Annotated in this window: 11 protein-coding genes; 6 read left to right on the top strand and 5 right to left on the bottom strand. The window is 42.5% G+C overall.

The features are described from left to right. Positions 1 to 19: 19 nt before the first annotated feature. Together QUB80_RS08925 and QUB80_RS35210 are read left to right on the top strand one after the other, a co-directional pair. Entirely contained in the window at positions 20 to 1,801 is a 1,782-nt protein-coding gene (locus QUB80_RS08925; protein ID WP_289789154.1) for an N-acetylmuramoyl-L-alanine amidase family protein, read from the top strand. Between the two features lie 88 nt (positions 1,802 to 1,889). Then, positions 1,890 to 2,006, top strand: coding sequence for a type II toxin-antitoxin system HicB family antitoxin (locus tag QUB80_RS35210; RefSeq protein ID WP_502875287.1), 117 nt, complete (start codon positions 1,890 to 1,892; stop codon positions 2,004 to 2,006). Positions 2,007 to 2,555: 549 nt separating this feature from the next. On the opposite strand, the gene QUB80_RS08920 is transcribed toward QUB80_RS35210, so the two are convergent. The 4 genes from QUB80_RS08920 to argZ all read right to left on the bottom strand — a co-directional run bounded on the left by QUB80_RS08920 (position 2,556) and on the right by argZ (position 7,231). Next, on the bottom strand, positions 2,556 to 3,377 hold the full coding sequence (locus QUB80_RS08920) for an Rpn family recombination-promoting nuclease/putative transposase (RefSeq protein ID WP_289789153.1): 822 nt from the start codon (positions 3,375 to 3,377) through the stop codon (positions 2,556 to 2,558). Next, complete coding sequence (locus QUB80_RS08915; RefSeq protein ID WP_289789152.1) at positions 3,367 to 3,900, bottom strand: DUF2085 domain-containing protein; 534 nt, start codon at positions 3,898 to 3,900, stop codon at positions 3,367 to 3,369. Before QUB80_RS08915 ends, QUB80_RS08920 begins: the two co-directional genes overlap by 11 nt. A 95-nt stretch (positions 3,901 to 3,995) precedes the next feature. Continuing rightward, positions 3,996 to 4,919, bottom strand: a complete 924-nt coding sequence (locus QUB80_RS08910) for an FkbM family methyltransferase (RefSeq protein ID WP_289789151.1) — start codon at positions 4,917 to 4,919, stop codon at positions 3,996 to 3,998. 200 nt (positions 4,920 to 5,119) lie between these two features. After that, the gene (gene argZ, locus QUB80_RS08905) at positions 5,120 to 7,231 is read right to left on the bottom strand and encodes a bifunctional arginine dihydrolase/ornithine cyclodeaminase (protein WP_289789150.1); all 2,112 of its coding nucleotides are present in this window, start codon (positions 7,229 to 7,231) and stop codon (positions 5,120 to 5,122) included. 595 nt (positions 7,232 to 7,826) lie between these two features. Between argZ and QUB80_RS08900 the strand changes: the two genes are divergently transcribed. The 3 genes from QUB80_RS08900 to QUB80_RS08890 all read left to right on the top strand — a co-directional run bounded on the left by QUB80_RS08900 (position 7,827) and on the right by QUB80_RS08890 (position 10,904). Then, a complete protein-coding gene (locus QUB80_RS08900) occupies positions 7,827 to 8,597 on the top strand; it encodes a class I SAM-dependent methyltransferase (RefSeq protein ID WP_289789149.1) in 771 nt (256 codons plus the stop codon). 370 nt (positions 8,598 to 8,967) lie between these two features. Continuing rightward, a complete protein-coding gene (locus tag QUB80_RS08895) occupies positions 8,968 to 9,966 on the top strand; it encodes a helix-turn-helix transcriptional regulator (RefSeq protein ID WP_289789148.1) in 999 nt (332 codons plus the stop codon). 251 nt (positions 9,967 to 10,217) lie between these two features. Then, entirely contained in the window at positions 10,218 to 10,904 is a 687-nt protein-coding gene (locus QUB80_RS08890) for a Uma2 family endonuclease (RefSeq protein ID WP_289789147.1), read from the top strand. A 33-nt stretch (positions 10,905 to 10,937) separates the two neighbouring features. On the opposite strand, the gene QUB80_RS08885 is transcribed toward QUB80_RS08890, so the two are convergent. Then, positions 10,938 to 11,546 (bottom strand): Uma2 family endonuclease, encoded by a 609-nt coding sequence (locus tag QUB80_RS08885; protein WP_289789146.1) that lies wholly within the window; start codon positions 11,544 to 11,546, stop codon positions 10,938 to 10,940. A 236-nt stretch (positions 11,547 to 11,782) separates the two neighbouring features. Here QUB80_RS08885 and QUB80_RS08880 point away from each other — a divergent pair, with 236 nt between their 5' ends. Further along, positions 11,783 to 14,443, top strand: coding sequence for a TonB-dependent siderophore receptor (locus tag QUB80_RS08880; protein ID WP_289789145.1), 2,661 nt, complete (start codon positions 11,783 to 11,785; stop codon positions 14,441 to 14,443). The last annotated feature ends 5 nt before the right edge of the window (positions 14,444 to 14,448 follow it).

Here is a 14,448-nt window from a genome sequence, read left to right as displayed (position 1 = left end):
AGACTTATTTTATTTTGGCGTGAGATCACTTTTAGGATTAGTATTATTAGGTTCTATACTTTCTTCTACTGTAGTAGTTTTGGCACAAGAGCAATCCCTTCAGGTTGTTTATCCTCCCGCAAACTACCAGACTAGCAGCGATAAAATTTTTTTCATTGGCACAGCACCACCAACCGGACAAGTTCTCATCAATGGTAAACCGGTAAACCGCAGTCAGTCTGGTCATTTTGCTCCCAGTTTACCCTTAAAGTTGGGAGAAAATCTCTTTACCGTAAGTCACCAAAATCAAACAGTTCAGATTAAAGTAACAAGGCTTGCTACCCAACCTGAAGTACCACAAGGGTTAGCCTTTGCTAAAGATTCCCTGACTCCAGCAAAAGACATAGCCAGACTGCCGGGGGAACTTATTTGTTTTAGCGCGATCGCTGCTCCCAATGCCAGTGTATCTGTGAAATTGGGTAATCAAACAATACCTCTTTCGCCTCAACTTCAACAAGTTCAGTTGCCCAGTAACTTGGCAGCATTGACAGGTAAAAATCAACCTTCTCAATCCACTGTTGGTAAATACGAGGGTTGCACCACTAGTTTTGGTATTAGTTTATCGGATAATACCAAAGATGTGAATTTGGGTAAACCTCAGTTTCAACTTACACTTAATGGTCAAACAACAACTCAGGAAAGCCCCGGAAAAATAACCATTCTTTCACCTGCACAACCGCAAGTTGTCGCAGTCACAACAGAAGCTGGTGTTGCTCGTACCGGGCCAAGCACAGATTATTCTCGACTCACACCGTTACCCAAAGGAACACAAGCCGCAGTCACAGGAAGGGAAGGAGAATGGTTGCGCTTAGACTACGGCGGCTGGATTAATAGTAAGGAAACGACAATTATATCAGGAGCAATTCCCCCGCGCTCAATTATTCGCAGTGTTGGTTATCGCCCCAAGAGCGATCGCACAGAGATGGTTTTTCCTCTGCAAGTTCCCGTGCCAATTTCCGTACAACAAGGTGATCGCACTTTTACCCTCACCCTCCACAATACGACTGCCCAAACAGATATTATTCGTTTAGATGATAACCCCTTAATTTCTCGTCTCGATTGGCAGCAGGTGGCACCAGGACAAATACAATATACCTTTCACCTCAAAAATGACCAGCAGTGGGGATATAAGCTCAGATACGAAGGTACGAGTTTGGTTTTAAGTTTGCGTCACCCACCAGTAATTCCTGACTCAAAACGTAAACCTTTATCTGGAATTAAGATTTTATTAGATCCTGGACATGGTGGGAAAGAATCAGGCGCATCAGGTCCAAATAGAGTTCTGGAAAAAGATGTTAATTTGGTAGTGTCAAAGTTGCTGCGAGATGAGTTGGTGAAGCGAGGCGCAACAGTAGTGATGACACGAGAGGAAGATAGAGAAGTGTCACTAGTTGAACGTCAAGAAATTATCAATCAACAAGAACCAGCTATAGCTTTATCCATACATTACAACTCTCTGCCTGATAGTGGTGATGCCGAAAACACCAAGGGAGTGGGAACTTTTTGGTATCATCCCCAAGCGCACAGTTTAGCAGTATTTATACAAAATTATCTTGTCGAGAAATTAGAGCGTCCATCCTATGGCGTGTTTTGGAATAACTTAGCGCTCACACGCCCAGCTGCTGCGCCATCAGTGTTGCTGGAGTTAGGTTTTATGAGCAACCCTTGGGAATTTGAGTGGGTAACAGATGAGAAAGAACAGAAGAAATTAGCAAAGGCGATCGCACAAGGTATTGTCGAGTGGTTTAAGAGTGTAGAGTAAACTGGGTTTATTTTACTTGAGATTATGGATGTTAGCAGAAGACGATCACTGCTTTGGTGAACCTCATAAAAACTCAGGAGGTAGTTAAATGTCTGGGCGAGTCAACATCATCATTGAAAAAGACGAAAATGGATATTCTGCTTATTCCCCTGAACTGCAAGATGTTCGCACTCAAGGAGTTTCCTTGATGGAAGCGATCGCATGAGATTAAAACTGAGCATTATAGTGGAATTACTGAAGTTTTGTTCAAGTAATCGGTAATCTGACTCGACAGGATACCATCATCAACTTAACAGGTTGTGGCAAGGGAAGTTGCAAAGCAAATTCCATTGCAAAGAAACTCCAAGAATTGGTTAGCTATCGCAAGCCGATGCATTAACATCACAGGTTGATATATTAATATCACAGACCGATGTATTGGCATAACAACCCAACTTATTGATATCACAGCCTGATGCATTAACATAACAGGTTGATGTATTAATATCACAGACCGATGTATTGGCATAACAGCCCGACGTACTAACATTGCAATCATTAGATCACAAATCGTAGAGTGGGCATTGCCATCAAAGTCAATGCGGTATAATTTGCCTGTGCTGATGCTCTTGGAAGAGGGTTTGATTCATTTGTGAAAATAATTAAAAGCGGTGAGTTCGACCTACAAGAAAACAATAAAGTTTACGCCCGTGAGTTGCGTCATCAAGCTGAAACACGGGAGCGATCGTAGGAAGTAAAACTTCTAAGTACGACATCAAGTAGAAGTTTGCTCATCTGCTTTTTGTTGCACTTGCTCAACTGATAAACCTAAAGCCTCCGCAACCTGTTCCACAGACAGCCCCAATGCTAACAAGCGGGGTACTGCTTCTAGCTTACCTTCTTGCCTTCCTTCTTGCCTTCCTTCTTGTATTCCTTGTTCTCTGGCTTCTTGCGCCACTTCTTGAAAGTATCTTGTTTGCTTTAACTCTTTAAATCCAAACATAGCTTCTAACTCCTGGCGAGTCATTTGTGGAAACTTGTATAAGACTATTGTCTCAATCAATTCAATGATTCGCTGCCTGTTGAGTTCATCGGCAATTTCTTGCCTAGCTTTGTTGAGCAACTGTCTAGCAAAATTAGCTGCTTTTTTCTGATTTTCTACAACTAATTTAACCACACCCACGCCGAGGGATTCCTCTACTCCTAGTTCATCTAAGTACAAAATCTGTACTTGCTGACTCATCAATAACCCTCGATACTGCAATGGTACACCAGGATCTAGACTCTTGTTCTTAAATATCACCACTCCACGCCAATCATTTCCACAGTCATATCTGGAGAAGTAAAGGAATATTTCCGCAAACAAGCGCTGGTATAATCTGTTATCTTTCTGGAACTGTATTTCGAGAAAATAGATAGGTTGTTCAATTAAGCCTGGTTCGGGAAGAAACAAACCATCTATACGAAAAGCTGTTTGTTTAACTTCCACTGAAATAAATTCGTAAATAGCACCAGTTACAGCAGGTTGACCAATGAGTTCAAAGAAAATACCAGGGAAATTCTGAAATATCTGGTAAAAAATGGAGTCAGTTTTCATCTGCTAACAAGGTTGTCGATTTTATCTCTTGAGTGTGCAATATCGGCATTGTCATCAAGCCCCACGCCAAACCCGTTATCAACCCAAAGACTGTAACAATGTAATTATTGAAACTCCACACTCCCAAAACTTCTGCTGCTAATTCCAATGGATAAGCCATCATCAAGACAGTGGCAAGGGCTACACCACTCCAACCATATTGATGCAACCAATAAAATCCTTTACCGCCTGTGATCCCACACAGTAAACGAGTTAGCAGCAAACCCGTTACCGTACCATAGCAACGCATACACACAGCCATAATAAACGGTGCAGCTAAGGCTACACCCATGTTCGGTTGTGGGCAAACATGACTACCCATAAAATAAATAATGTCCGCAATTGTAGGTAAAATTGGCAATCCAGATGCTGCTAGAAAGGGTGCAGCAATTGGCCCTACCACCATCCCTGCTAATAAAATATCTGCAACAATACTTACCCAGCGAATTTCTAACTCTCTTGTGAAAGCTACTCCTTGAATCATAATTTCCTGTTTGGTTGGTGATTTTACTTTGAATAGATGAATTACTACATCAAGCTATTTTATCAAAGCGCGATCGCTTAACTTTGATAATATACTTACAAATAAAAATCAAAATCATTTTTCGGCAGACAAATAAAATCACCCTCAAAACCATGTTTGCAAACCTCTGAAATTTCAAATTCTCTAATTGCCAGTAAATCTCTATCAATCAGTAAAATCTTATAATCTGGAATCTTCTCTAATATATTTTTTAAAGCTCCTTCAGAATCTGCACTGTGATAATCAGGTTCAAATTCAAAAATTATTATGGGTTTTGATTTATTAATAGTATCCAAAGCACCACAAAATACTTGATATTCACACCCTTGTGTATCTATTTTGATCACACTAATTTTGCTTTTGAGATTTTCATCTATAAAATCATCTAGTTGAATGATATTTACTTTGATTTGATCGCAGTTTTCACCTAAGTCATAATTGTATGCTAGACTTGATAATCCTCGGTTATAAGAATCATCGCGTTGCACATAAAAAGTTATCTCACCGTTTTGCTCACCGACAGCAATGTTGTGGCAGCAAATATTTTTAAGTGCAGTATTAACTAGTACATTTTGCACTAGTTGCTTATAAATCTTTGGATGAGGCTCAAAGCAAATGCATTGCGAATTGCTAAAAGAAGCAGCTGTATATAAACTGTGATAACCTATATTCGCTCCTATATCTAAGAACACACCATCTTCTTTCATAAAGAAACAAATAACAGATGATAAATAAGGCTCCCATGTTTTTCTTCTAATAATTGTGTCTTCCACAAAACCTGGGGAGTTTAAAATCATTTTAAATTGTTGATTTTGGGACTGGATATAAACACAATGATAAGTAGATTTCTGATTTTCTTTTCTTTGAATCTCGGCTTCTGCTACATCTAATAAAAAATTATGAATTCGGTTAATTTTTTTATAAATTCTCAAAAGCTTTTCATATAAGGAAATTAAAAAACCAATTATTCTTCCTTTCATTTTATATTTACCCTCGTAACTCAGAAAAAGGGTGAATTTTTTGCTGTCATTAAATTTGAGATAATTTAGAAAAATTTGAAAATTGAGGTACTTAGAACCCGGACTTCTTTAAAGAAGTCCGGGTTCTCAATCATTTAGTTTTCCAGCCTCAGCCAATAGTTTTCCAGCCTCAGCCAACGAGCAGCCGGGAAAACCCTTAATTAACTCACTTTGGCAGTATACGGACTTGTTAATTTATCCAACTGCTGCACCAAAAGACTCAGGAATAATCCCACATCTGTGACAACACCCAAAGACTCTACTGAACCTCGATCGCTTAACTTCGTCACAACTGCTGGGTTGATATCCACACACACCATTTTCACTCCCGCAGGTGTCATATTTCCTACACCAATAGAGTGCAGCATTGATGACAACATTAAAATCATCTCTGCACCTTTGAGTAGTTCGGTGTATTCTGCTTGTGCTTTGAGCAGATCCATCTGAGTATCAGGTAAAGGCCCATCATCGCGAATCGAGCCGGCAAGGCAGAAAGGCACGTTATTGTTGACGCACTCATACATGACGCCACTTTGAATTACCCCAGCTTCGACAGCTTTGGCAATGCTACCGTAACGTCGAATGGTATTAATCACTTTGAGGTGATGGCGGTGTCCACCACGTACTGCCACACCCCGTTTCATATCCACACCAAGGGAAGTACCCATAACCGCTTGTTCGAGATCATGAACGGCGATCGCGTTACCACCCAACAGTGCCTGCACGTATCCTTCTCTAATCAGTCGCGACAAGTGTTCGCCGCCACCAGTGTGAATTACTACAGGCCCGGCTGTGACAACTACTTTACCACCTGCATCGCGGATTTTACGTAATTCCCAAGCTACCTGCTCCACAACTAGTTCTACGCGCCGCTCGCTGGAAACACCTGCTGACATAAAGCTGAATTCCTCAGCGTTGCGTTTTTCTCGCGATTCCGTCTTGCGGATGGTGCGGATACCTTGCACATCTACAACTACTTGCTCGCCAACTTCTAAATCGCGCAATAATTTACACCGTGCTACCAAACCTTGGGGGGTTTGAGAAATAGCGATCGCGCCATCCATACGTTGATTTTCTACTTTGATCCATTCGCCGCGAATTCGCACCTCGGTGGGATAAATCGTAGTGACATAAAAATCATCAGGAGCAACACCAGCGATTGTAACTGGTTCTAGTTTGGCATCTCGCTCATCTTGAGGTAAATCTACTGCCCCCAAGTCAATTAACTGCGAGATAATTTCTTCCATCACATCATGGGAAGGTGCTGTCACCTTCACTTCCGCTTTGGAAGTACTTTGCCGTTGTTCTCCCAAGTTGAAATTTAATACTTGGAAACTGCCGCCATTGTCTACGATCAAGTCCAAGGCACGGTTAATTAAGCCAGCATCAAGCAAGTGTCCTTCCATACGAACGATGCGGCTTTCGACTAGCGTGTTGGCATGAACTTCTTCTCTAACTGGTTCTGTTACCCGTAGCGTTAGACATTTTGCTGCACCACCCGCTTTGAGAAACTCTGTGAGTGGTGTTTCAAGGATCTGGAAACCAATCTCGGTAAGACGTGCTTTCAATGCATCGCTAGCCTTATTCATCACTACAACACGATCTACATTCACCGCGTTGCAAGCAAAGTTTACTGCATCAGTTTCATCAATAGCGATCCGCTTTTGGGGTGCTACTCGCATTTCAATTAAACGATTGGAGTAGGAATCAAAAGCGGCAGGATAGTAAAGTAAATAGCCATCTGTTAACGGACAAAAGCAAGTATCGAGGTGATAGAAGCGCTCATCTATCAATCGCAAGGATAACACTTCAATATCTAGCCATTTTGCGAGGTAGGGATGAGAATCTAATTCTGAGCGAAAGCCGTATCCCGCCCATAGCCAACGTCCTTCCCGATCCAGCAGCGCGTCCCCTGCTCCCTCAAAAGGCAAGTCTTTAGGTAGTTCGTAGACTTTGTAACCATTTTCTTCAAACCACTGTTTGAAATAAGGTTCTTCTCCTTGGCGCTCTTTATGTAAAAAACGACTGAGAACTACGTTATCGCCCAGTACCAAACCAGCGTTGGCAGTAAACACCATGTCAGGCCAACCTTTTTGCGGTGGCGCTAAGTCTACAATTGCATGATCTTTAAGAATTTTATGGAGGTTATGCCACTGTTCGACGGCGCGATCGCGCGATGATTTGTGAATATTCCCTTCCATCCAGGGATTAATCACATAATCAACATCATAGTGGTCGGGGGGACACATTAAATAGCGAATCTGGGAATTCATAAAAAATTTCACAAGCGTTATGGATGCGTTCGCCAAAGGCGTACCGGAAGTTATCGTTCTATGACTGAATACAGATTTTTGTGTATCCTATTCTGTAGAATTTGTTACTAAAATTCTACCTTCTGATAGTTGGAAGCTATAAAAAGACTTCTTTTCTATTCTATTATCTGCAGTAACACAGGTTTTATTTTTAATACTCTCAGCGTTAGTATGAGAAAAATAGAGAATAATTGAACCTAATCCTAAAAAATCATACTCAATGTTCCTTAAAGGTCTTTTTTTCCCATTAAACTATCTTCTGGAGCTATTTAGATTCAGGCACAGGCACTCAACTAAAGAAAAAGTTTTGCTTGATTAAAGTTGCTCTGTGGTATTTCTTTATAGAGAAATCACATGCTTTGCTGAAGGTTATACAGAAAATTTATATCTGCCTCCTTTACACGGAATTACTATTGCAAACAAGTGCATGGCTTCAGACTGGTTGCAAGACTATTTTCAAAATCGCTGAAATTCTTACATTATTTAGATTCCAGTCCACAGACCACAAAATATTCGAGTTACCAAATCATTCAGAGTAACATTAATTGAGGTGAGTATGAATACAAGCAAAGCTACAGAGAAAGCAATGCCTATTGATAAACTTGCTTGTCAACATTACTTAAGAAATTATGAAGAGTATCTTAAACCCTTGAGAGATCAAGAAATTGTACTGCTTGAGTTAGGAGTAGCTGAAGGTAAATCTTTACTGTACTGGCGTGATTTTTTTCCGAAAGCTCAGATAATTGGTCTTGATATTCATCCAGTACAGATTAACGACCCATCCAACCGGATTAAAGTCTATCAGGGAGAACAACAGAACCGCGAAGTCTTGAACAAGATAGCAGATGAAGTTGCGCCGAACGGTTTTGATGTGATTGTTGATGACGCATCCCACATTGGACAATTTACAAGGATTAGCTTTTGGCATCTGTTTGAGAATTATCTCAAGCCAGGTGGTTTATACTTTATTGAAGATTGGGGATGCAGTTACTGGGATATTTACCCAGACGGGAAAAAGTATTTTCCTCAGCAAGTTGATTTTACCTGGTATGAAAAGCTTCTCAATCATTTGTTGAAGATTTCTTTTATACAGAACACTACTTTATTTCGCAAGTTGGTTAATAAATTGCGTATTGTACTTGTCAAGAAAGAATTCCCTTCACATCAGCGTGGCATGGTTGGATTTGTTAAAGAACTTGTAGATGAGTGTGGATTTCCCGACATAACTAATGAACTTTTTGGCAATCCTCCGAAAAGACCATCAATGATAGAGTGGATGAGAGTCTCTGTCGGTCACGTTGTGATTAAGAAGGCAGCGCAAAAGTAAGGTAAAGTTGGAGTACAGGGTCAAATTAAGCAGGTAGCAATGAGCAAACTTATATACCATGCTGACATACTAGATTTAATTGGCCCTTGTTAACACTACAATGTTGGTCAGAATTGACTGCAAGCATCACCACAACTAAAGCTAGAAACCATCGCTTAGATTCATCAAGCTAGGGAAATTTTACTCTCCCGTTTAGAGAATCCGTCATAAATGCTGGAATTGGCGCAAATTGTTGGAGTGAGCGATCGCGTAGCGTGTGCAAAGTGCGTTAGCGAAGCTCCTCTGAAAGAGGCTCACTCACATCAATGTGGTAGAATTATTGCCAATTATTCTTATTTATCTCAATCATCACGCTTAATTTAGCCCCATCATGACCCTGATTCTCAGCCAAACGGACTGGAATGAACTGTGCCAGCAGACTCCTCAACTGCGCTATCCCAGTTTGATACTTGATAATTATGAAGTACTTTTGAGTGTTCCAGAACGTCTGGGTCGGGGCTATAGTCGCCATATGGAATTATTACCAGGGGTACGGCTGAGTTTATATAACTGGGAATTTCATTGGGATTGGTCGCTCAAAGCACCAGTACATGACCATTTGGTGCAATCTTTGGTTATTTTGTCTGGAGCAATCCATGATGAAGAGGTGTACCCCACGTTGGGAGGACAGCGGAGCTACTTCTCTGGTAGCGGTATTTCGCCTTCCTATACCTCACGATATGAGCGATCGCAGCGATTAATTTTTGTTGAGGTTCATCTGCTACCAGAGGTGCTGGAGGAATTATTTTCAGGAATGAGAGGCACAAATGCAACTCTATTGAAGCTACTCCTGAAACGCAATGACTGGAAGGTGTCGTTCTTCCCAATAGTGACGCTGGGAATGCGGCAAATAGCCCAGCAAATCATGATAGCACCATTTTTTGGCACGGCACGGCGGCTGTATTTGCAAACAAAAGTATTTGATCTGCTAGAGTTGCAGCTTCAGCCAATCCTGTCTGACCAAACCCTTTGTTATCCGCCACCGGGGCGCAAATCAGACACGATCGCCCGGATTTATCATGCCAGAGAGGTGCTAGCATCCCGATTAGAGAATCCACCATCGTTGTTTGACTTAGCCCGACAGGTAGGTGTGAGCGATCGCACCCTGCAACGCGGCTTTCGGGATGTGTTTGGTACAACTGTCATCGGCTACCTGACCCAGCAACGAATGAAATACGCTGAACAATTTTTGAGAGCAGGCAGTTGCACCGTTGCAGAAGCAGCAAATCGCGTCGGGTACACCCATCTGGGGCATTTTGCGGCAGGGTTTAAGCAGCAGTTTGGCATTACCCCAAGTGAGTGTTTGGCTGGAAAAAGTCCGGGTCGTTAGCTAGACAGGCTGCTAAATCAGTATTTAGCCCCACCCTAACCCTCTTCTTGCAAAGGTGCTACGGTGTATACACATCTCGGATGAGATTCCCCTAAATCCCCCTTTCCAAGGGGGACTTCTAATCCGGTTCCTCCTTACTAAGCAGGTTAGGGAGGATCAGTTCACACAGGCTAAAATGGGGAAAACATTAACTCCCCATCCTTGAATTTTGCGCTAGTAAAGCTTCTCGATCAAATCCTGAAATAGTGCCTATGGTTTTGCCTCAATCTGCTCATTCAGTACCCGTTCCGGCTTTAGCCAGTGGCGATCGCCTCACTCGCGCTGAGTTTGAGCGCCGCTATCAGGCAACTCCAGAAAAATTTAAAGCCGAACTCATTGAAGGAGTGGTTTATGTGGCATCGCCTGTGAGAGCTTGTTATGGTGTTCCTCATGCTACATTAGTAACCTGGCTGGGAGTTTACAGTGCTGCTACTCCTGGTGTGAGTGTTGCTGATAACACAACCATACGGCTGGATTTAGACAATGAACCCCAACCGGATGCTCTACTGCGGATTGAAACTGGTGGCACTTCTACCCTGAGTGAAGACGGCTACATTGAAGGGACACCCGAACTGATTGCCGAAATTGCCACTAGCAGCGCGGCTATAGATTTGGGTGATAAAAAAAATGCTTATCGCCGTAATGGTGTGCAGGAATATCTAGTGTGGCAAACCTTTGAAAATCGGTTCAGTTGGTTTCGGTTGCAGTCTGAAGAATTTGTTCTCATCGAGCCGGATGCAGAAGGCATAATTCGTAGTTCTACCTTTCCAGAGCTGTGGCTAGCGGTGACGGCTTTGTTAGAAGGCAGAATGAGCAATGTGTTGAATACTCTGCAAACAGGGCTGATATCACCAGAACATCAAGCCTTTGTGCAGAAACTTGCCGAGTCGCTGATATGAGGCAATAGCTAACCAGACGGAGGATTGAGCTACTTATTCTGCTGACCTAAACACTTGTTGCGCGGTTAAGCGCAAATCGGGAAATATGGAAGACATCAGGTACTCTTGACCGCGAAATGCTTGCATTTGGTAGCGATCGCTTTGGAGGTTACAGATAGTGATTGTCGGTTGTTTGGGAGAACCAATGAAAAAAGTCCCTCCCAGTCCCAGGTAATCAACAATCCAATATTCTGGAATTCCTAAAGCTTGATAATCATCTAACTTGCGGGCATAGTCGTTTTGCCAGTTTGTACTCACCACCTCAACTATCAATTTAACCGATGAACCCAGTGTAATGATGGGTTCGCGTCGCCACAGGGGTTCAGCCTCAAGAGCAGGTCGATCTAGAACAATGACATCTGGCTTGAAAGCTGACATCAAACCCAAAGGTTTAATTAAGCACCTCATAGGTATAAAATAAGGCTGATTGAGATGAGCGATCGCTAAATTGAGTTGCAGATTGATGAAACCAGTTACTTGCTCGTGGGGCCCAGTTGGTTCCATTTCAACCAATTCTCCATCAATCAACTCATACTTGAAATCGTCACCAAATTGGGCAACAAATTCTGCAAATGTCAATGACGTAGGTAAGCTTTGAACCATGAACCTATGCCCCAGCCATGCCAGTCTGTTCTGTATTCTAGCACTGGCGACACACAAGTATACCCAGAGCTAGTTTCCAGCCCAAAAAAGTCGAGTGAAAAATCAGCTTTTCATAACATTGAGCAAATTGTCGGTTTTGGGATAGACTCGGCTAAATTTATTCCTCTAAACTCTGTTTGATTGCAATTAAGAAATATACGCAATAAGCAGTATTGTTTAGTGGTGTAGAGAGTGGTATGAAAAGTTGGCGTTTTGCTGATAAAAACAAGTGTTTTGTAATATCGCTTGACATTTATCTTTGGTTGGTGGTGAGTGTAGTCGGTGTCATTGGTGGTATATTTGCTCAACCCGTACAGGCACTGGCGTCAGAAAAGAAGCAGGATACAGCGATCGCGAAAATTCAAACACTCAGCGAAATAAACTTTCCTGCTACTAGTGTCAAAGATTTATTTTCTCAGTCACCAACTAACCCTCCTTCCCAAGGGGGTGTTGTAATAATTACAGGAGTCAAGGCAAATCCCACCGATAAAGGTGTGGAGGTGATTTTACAAACAAATCAGGGTGAACAACTGCAAATTACTAATCGCAGTGCTGAGAATAATTTTATCGCTGATATTCCTAATGCTCAATTGCGTTTACCCAATGGCGATGCGTTTACATTTCGTTCCCAAAACCCAGTTGAAGGGATTACTGAGATAACTGTTACAAATTTAGATGCTAACACTATCCGGGTGACAGTGGCGGGTGTTGCAGCTATGCCAACAGTTGAGTTATTTGACAGTAACGAAGGATTGATTTTTGCTTTAACACCTGCTGCAACTGCAATGCAGCCACCACAGCAGCCTGAAGGTGAGCAGCCAACGAGTGAAACACCGCCAGAGGAACCAACAGCGCAGGATGATGAGCCAATTGAATTGGTGGTGACAGGTGAGCAGGATGGTTATCGCGTCAGAGATTCGTCAACTGCGACTAAAACCGACACTCCACTGCGCGATATTCCCCAATCGATTCAGGTTGTTCCCCGACAAGTGATTGAAGACCAGCAAGCCGCTCGTCTAAGAGATGTGATCAAAAACGTGCCGGGAATAGCATCAGGATTTGTGTCCCCTCGCGCATTTTCTGACACCTTTTCAATTCGCGGATTTGACTCAATTTTCAACCTTTTAACTGATGGACTGTTAGATGTTACCAATCAATCGATTGGGTTCAATGCTGCCACCATTGATCGCGTCGAAGTCCTCAAAGGACCAGCCTCTGTATTGTTTGGACAAGGCTCCCTTGGAGGGATCATCAACTATGTCACCAAACAACCACTAAGAGAGCCTTACTACTCAATCGAAGGGTCTGCTGGCAGCTATAACTTCTATCGTGGAGCGATTGATCTGTCTGGCCCCCTCAATCCCCAGGGAACAGTCGCATACCGCTTCAATGCGGCGGCTCAAACGACTGAAAGCTTCATTGATTTTTATGAGCAGCAGCGTTATGTTGTATCACCTGTGCTGAGTTGGCAACTGAGTGAACGAACAAAATTGACCCTACAAGCTGAATACCAACAAGTTACGGGACCGTTTGATATTGGTCTTCCTGCGGTAGGAACTGTGTTACCCAATCCAAATGGTAAAATTCCTCGCAATCGCTTTATAGGGGAACCAAATATTGATGACAGTAATAATCGAGTGTTTCGGATTGGTTATAACTTTGAGCATCGTTTCAGCGATAACTGGCAACTGAACAGCGCCTTCCGAACGTCATTGCTTTACTTAGATAGAGAACTTGTTTTCAGCACTTCGTTAGCCCCTGATGGTCGTACTCTCAACCGAGGCTTTGGCACCCAGTATTACACTGATAGTATCTACAATTTAGATACGTATGCTGTTGGTAAGTTCTCTACTGGCAGTATTCAACATCAACTTGTCACCGGGTTCAACTTATCCAGGCAAGACACATTCGCAACCAATCCAGGTCAAGCGATCGCGCCTCTGGATCTGTTCAATCCCGTGTATGGCGCGACTCCAACCGAATCTACCAGCCCATTCAACTACCGAAATCGCGCAGATTCTCTAGGTTTATACGTTCAAGATCAAATTACGCTGGGCGAAAACTTTAAAGTACTTCTGGGTGGACGGTTTGATATTGCCAATCAAACGTTTGAGAATTTAGTGACATCAAGTACCAGTTTTGGTCAAACTGAGGTTTTTAGCCCCCGTGTGGGCATTGTTTATCAACCCATTCCAGCAATTTCTTTGTATGCCAGCTATGGTCAATCATTTAACTACACCACGTCTGTGGCCAGTGCTGCTGCACCGTTGCCCCAGCGAGGCACTCAGTATGAAGTCGGTATCAAAGGAGAGTTAAGTAACCGACTAGCGGCAACTTTGGCATTCTATGACTTAACTCGCACCAATGTACCTACGGCTGATCCGAACAATCCACTTCGTAGCATTCAAACAGGTGAACAGAACAGTAAGGGCATTGAATTCAATGTTTCAGGGGAAATTCTGCCTGGATGGAATGTAATTGCTGGCTATGCGTTAACCGATGCAAAAATTACCAAAGATAATACATTTCCTGTGGGTAATCAAATCAATAATGTTCCTAATCATAGCTTTAACTTGTGGACAACCTACGAAATTCAGTCTGGTAATTTACAAGGACTAGGCTTTGGCTTAGGGTTCTTCTATGTGGGTGCTCGCCAAGGGGATTTGCTTAATACATTTGAGTTACCCAGCTATTTACGTACCGATGCTGCACTTTACTACAAACGTGGACAGTTTCGCGCAGGGATTAATTTCAGAAACTTGTTTAATGTTGACTACTTTGAGTCTGCCCAGAATCGCAATCGAGTTTTCTACGGCGATCCGTTCACTGTACAAGGCACTATTTCATGGCAGTTTTAGGGACT

Source organism: Chlorogloeopsis sp. ULAP01, from assembly GCF_030381805.1.
Classification (GTDB): Bacteria; Cyanobacteriota; Cyanobacteriia; order Cyanobacteriales; family Nostocaceae; genus Chlorogloeopsis.
Note: the sequence above shows the minus strand (reverse complement) of the source record. Positions and strands in the feature narration are given on the sequence as shown.

Coding starts and splice junctions, on each gene's coding strand:
- QUB80_RS08890 (WP_289789147.1), top strand. CDS start 10,218: ATGGTTTTGCCTCAATCTGCTCATTCAGTACCCGTTCCGGCTTTAGCC.
- QUB80_RS08880 (WP_289789145.1), top strand. CDS start 11,783: ATGAAAAGTTGGCGTTTTGCTGATAAAAACAAGTGTTTTGTAATATCG.
- QUB80_RS08900 (WP_289789149.1), top strand. CDS start 7,827: ATGAATACAAGCAAAGCTACAGAGAAAGCAATGCCTATTGATAAACTT.
- QUB80_RS08910 (WP_289789151.1), bottom strand. CDS start 4,919: ATGAAAGGAAGAATAATTGGTTTTTTAATTTCCTTATATGAAAAGCTT.
- QUB80_RS08915 (WP_289789152.1), bottom strand. CDS start 3,900: ATGATTCAAGGAGTAGCTTTCACAAGAGAGTTAGAAATTCGCTGGGTA.
- QUB80_RS08920 (WP_289789153.1), bottom strand. CDS start 3,377: ATGAAAACTGACTCCATTTTTTACCAGATATTTCAGAATTTCCCTGGT.
- QUB80_RS08895 (WP_289789148.1), top strand. CDS start 8,968: ATGACCCTGATTCTCAGCCAAACGGACTGGAATGAACTGTGCCAGCAG.
- QUB80_RS35210 (WP_502875287.1), top strand. CDS start 1,890: ATGTCTGGGCGAGTCAACATCATCATTGAAAAAGACGAAAATGGATAT.
- argZ (WP_289789150.1), bottom strand. CDS start 7,231: ATGAATTCCCAGATTCGCTATTTAATGTGTCCCCCCGACCACTATGAT.
- QUB80_RS08885 (WP_289789146.1), bottom strand. CDS start 11,546: ATGGTTCAAAGCTTACCTACGTCATTGACATTTGCAGAATTTGTTGCC.